Raw genomic sequence first — 4,059 nt, forward strand, 5'->3', positions numbered from 1 at the left:
GCCTACTTTCTTTTCGGGGAAAAGAAAGTAGGTCGCTCCGGGGGAGCGAAAGCCTTTGACTTTGATGTTGACTTTAACTTTAACGTTAAGAAGTTGACTTTGACCTTCAGCCGCTGAAGTTAAGAATTTGACTTTGAAGCCGCTTCTCAAGCCGAACCCAACCTTTAAAAAACCCTCCCCCAATAAACCAATAAAAAAAAGCCCAACACCGCAAAAGTGTCAGGCTTCGCCAACAATAATCACCCCGCCGCCACGCGGCAAGCCAACTCAACCCGCCGCGTCCACCACCCCCCCACGCCGCGCGGCGCGCCGCGCCAGCCACCCCAGCACCCTCGGAATCACCACCACCGCCACGGTCATCGCCAGGATGGTCGCCGAGATCGGCTGGGTCACGAAGATCGACCAGTCGCCCTGGCTGATCGACAGCGCGTTGCGCAATTGCTTCTCGGCGATGGGCCCCAGGATCATGCCGACGATCACCGGCGCGGTGGGGAAGTCGAAGCGCCGCATGGCCATGCCCAGCACGCCGATCACGAACAGCAGCAGCAGGTCGAACCACGACTGGCGGATGCCGTACGCGCCTAGCCCCGCGAAGATCAGGATGCCGCCGTACAGCAGCGGCGTGGGAATGCGCAGCATGCGCACCCACAGGCCGATGGCCGGCAGGTTCAGCACCAGCAGCATCACGTTGCCGATGTAGAGCGAGGCCAGCAGGCCCCACACCAGGTCGCCCGAGGTCTGGAACAGCATCGGGCCGGGCTGCAGGTTGTAGTTCTGGAACGCCGCCAGCAGGATCGCGGTGGTGTTCGAGGTGGGGATGCCCAGCGTCAGCAGCGGCGCCAGCGTGGCGGTGACGGCGGCGTTGTTGGCGGCCTCGGGGCCGGCCACGCCTTCGATCGCGCCGACCGTGCCGAACTCGTCCTTGTGCCTGGACAGCTTTTTCTCGGTGGCGTACGACAGGAAGGTCGGGATCTCCGCGCCGCCGGCCGGGATCAGGCCGAACGGGAAGCCGATGAGGGTGCCGCGGATCCACGCCGGCACCGAGCGTTTCCAGTCCGACCTGGTCATCATGACGCTGCTGAGCTTGTTGAAGCTGCCGTCGGGCTGCGGGAAGAAGGCGTTGAACAGCGCCTCGCCGACCGCGAACAGGCCGACCGCCACCACCACGATGTCGATGCCGTCGTACAGCTCCTGCACGTCCATCGAGTAGCGCGTCTGGCCCGACAGCGAGTCCATGCCGATCAGGCCGATGCCCAGCCCCAGGAACAGGCTGGTCATGCCGCGCAGCAGCGACGAGCCCAGCACCGCGGACACCGTGGTGAAGGCCAGCAGCATGATCATGAAGTACTCGCCGGGGCCGAACTGCAGCGCCACGTCCGCCGCCACCGGCGCGAACATCGACAGCAGCACGGTGGCGATGGTGCCCGCCGCGAACGAGCCGATCGCCGCGGTGGCAAGCGCCGGGCCGGCGCGGCCGCTCTTGGCCATCAGGTTGCCTTCCATCGCCGTGACCATCGTCGACGATTCGCCCGGCGTGTTCATCAGGATGGAGGTGGTCGAGCCGCCGTACATGGCGCCGTAGTAGATGCCGGCGAACATGATCAGCGCGGCGGTCGGCTCCACCTTGGTGGTCAGCGGCAGCAGCATCGCCACCGTCAGCGCCGGGCCGATGCCGGGCAGCACGCCGATGGCGGTGCCGAGGAAGCAGCCCACCAGGGCCCACATCAGGTTGATCGGGGTGATGGCCACGGCGAAGCCGTGCATCAGTAGGTTGAGAGTGTCCATGAGTCAGCTCCGGTCAGAACCCGGCGACGGGCAGCAGCGGCAGGTTGATGCCGAGCAGGAATTCGAACAGCGCCCACATCGGCAGCGTGATGCACAGGCCGATGAAGCCGTCGCGCACAAAGCGCTTGCTGCCGTAGCCGCGCGCCACGCAGATCATCAGCAGCGTCGAGGCCAGCACGAAGCCGAGCGTGCCGATCAGCGCCATGTTGGCCACCAGCCCGGCGGCGACCCACAGGAAGCCGCGGAAGTTGTGCGGCGCCGAGGGCAGCTCGGCGTCTTCCTCGGGCATGTTGCGAAAGCCCCCGCGGATGCCCTGCCAGGTCAGCGCCGCGCCGCACACGGCCAGGCCGATGGCGACCAGCGTGGGCATGAAGCGCGGCGACAGCCCGGCATAACCTTCGTCGCCGGAGATGCCCGGCAGGCCGACGAAGAAGAACAGCGAGAGCAGCAATACGGCAATGCCGATCGCCAGGTGCGAGGGTTTCATCAAGGGCTCCTTCAGGCGGTGGCGCGCTGGCCGGCCGCGGTTTGTCGTCCCCGCGCGGCGGGGGCCCGGCGACTGATGGTCTGGTCCTGGGTATCGCAGGTGGTGGACACCGGGCCCCCGCCTGCCGCATGCGCACCAGGCGTCACGGTGCGCCGCAGGCGGGGCCGATAGGTGAAACGGCAAAGCGACACCGCGGCGGCGCCGTCATGCCGGCGCGCGCGCCGGCACGGGACTTACTTCGCCACGCCCAGCTCGCGCAGCGTGGTGCCCAGGCGCGCCGACTCGCCGTCCACGAACTTGCCGAACTCGTCGCCGGTCAGCAGGAACGGGGTCCAGTCGTTGCGGGTCAGCGCCTCTTTCCAGGTCGGCGTCTCGGTGGCCTTGACCACCGCGTCCACCAGCGCCTTGCGCTGCTCGGCGGTGATGCCGGGCGCGCCATACACGCCGCGCCAGTTGTAGATCTCCACGTTCACGCCCCGCTCCTTGAGCGTGGGGATGTCGGCGGTGCGTTCCTTCGACGTCACCGCCAGCGCGCGCATCTTGCCGCTCTTGATGAAGGGCAGGAACTCGGACACGCCGGCGATGCCCACGGTCACGTGGCCGCCGAGGATCGAGGCCGACGCTTCGCCGCCGCCCTGGAACGGCACGTAGTTGACCTTCTTCGGATCCACGCCGATGTCCTTGGCGATCAGGCCGGCCAGGATGTGGTCGATCGAACCCTTGGAGCCGCCGCCCCAGCTCACGCTGCCCGGGTTGGCCTTGAGCTGCGTGGTCAGGTCCTTGACCGACTTCAGCGGCGAGTTGGCCGGCACCGTGATGACCATCGTGTCCGCGTACAGGCGCGCCACCGGCGTGGCGTTCTTGAGCGTGACCGGCGGCTTGTTGGTCTCGATCGCGCCCACCATCACCGCGCCGGTGACGATCAGCGCGTTGGGGTTGCCCTTGTCGGTGTTGACGAACTGCGTCAGGCCGATGACGCCGCCCGCGCCGCCCTTGTTGTCGTACGCGGCGGTCTTGGCCACGCCGGCGGCCACCAGCGCGGCGCCCAGCGAGCGGCCGGTCTGGTCGTAGCCGCCGCCCGGGTTGGCGCCGATCATGAACTTGACGTTGTCGAGCGCGAACGCGGGCGCGGCGGCCACGGTGGCGGCCAGCGCGGCCGAAGCCATGACGGCGTGGGCGAAGCGTTGAATCGAGCGGCGCATATCGGTCTCCTGCTTGTCTTGAAAGTTGCCGGCGGCCGGGCATGGCATGCGGTGCCTGGCGCGGTCCGGACCGGGGCGCCCGGCTGGTGTGGCGCTGGCGCGGGGCAGGAAGACACCCCCGGCACGCCGGGGGGCGAAGGGCTCGTCTCCTGTCCGCCGCTGCGCGTGCATGGCCGGACTTGTTCTTTGAGTTCTTTCCGTGCGGTGGATTGCGCGGATCTGGCTCTTATGAGCCATTGGGGGGATTCTAGGTGGGGGAAACTGTCAAAAGGCTGTCAATTTGATAGGGAGAGGGGTGGGGTTTACGTGGGGGTGAATGTGTGGACATTTGGGGGCTGGGGGGTGTTTTCTGGGTTTTTTTAATGGTGGGGCGTGGCTTTGGAGGGTTAAATTTAGAGTCTTTAAAATCCTAAAGTCGACTTCAAGGTCAAAGGCTTCAACTTCAACTTCAACTTCAACTTCAACTTCAACTTCAACTTCAACTTCAAAGTCAAAGTCAAAGTCAACATCAAAGTCAAAGGCTTTCGCGCCCCCGGCGCGACTTACTTTCTTTTATCCGAAAAGAAAGTAAGCCAAGAAAGCGGA

3 protein-coding genes are annotated in these 4,059 nt (G+C 65.7%); all 3 read right to left on the bottom strand.

From position 1 onward, the window contains the following. Positions 1–267: 267 nt before the first annotated feature. The 3 genes from AC3WXD_RS34885 to AC3WXD_RS34895 all read right to left on the bottom strand — a co-directional run bounded on the left by AC3WXD_RS34885 (position 268) and on the right by AC3WXD_RS34895 (position 3,474). Positions 268–1,785, bottom strand: coding sequence for a tripartite tricarboxylate transporter permease (locus tag AC3WXD_RS34885; protein ID WP_059410952.1), 1,518 nt, complete (start codon positions 1,783–1,785; stop codon positions 268–270). A 13-nt stretch (positions 1,786–1,798) separates the two neighbouring features. Then, the gene (locus tag AC3WXD_RS34890; RefSeq protein ID WP_020207074.1) at positions 1,799–2,272 is read right to left on the bottom strand and encodes a tripartite tricarboxylate transporter TctB family protein; all 474 of its coding nucleotides are present in this window, start codon (positions 2,270–2,272) and stop codon (positions 1,799–1,801) included. Between the two features lie 233 nt (positions 2,273–2,505). Then, positions 2,506–3,474 (bottom strand): Bug family tripartite tricarboxylate transporter substrate binding protein, encoded by a 969-nt coding sequence (locus tag AC3WXD_RS34895; protein WP_492325738.1) that lies wholly within the window; start codon positions 3,472–3,474, stop codon positions 2,506–2,508. Positions 3,475–4,059: the final 585 nt, after the last annotated feature.

It is taken from the genome of Cupriavidus sp. FW216-B1, from assembly GCF_058789195.1.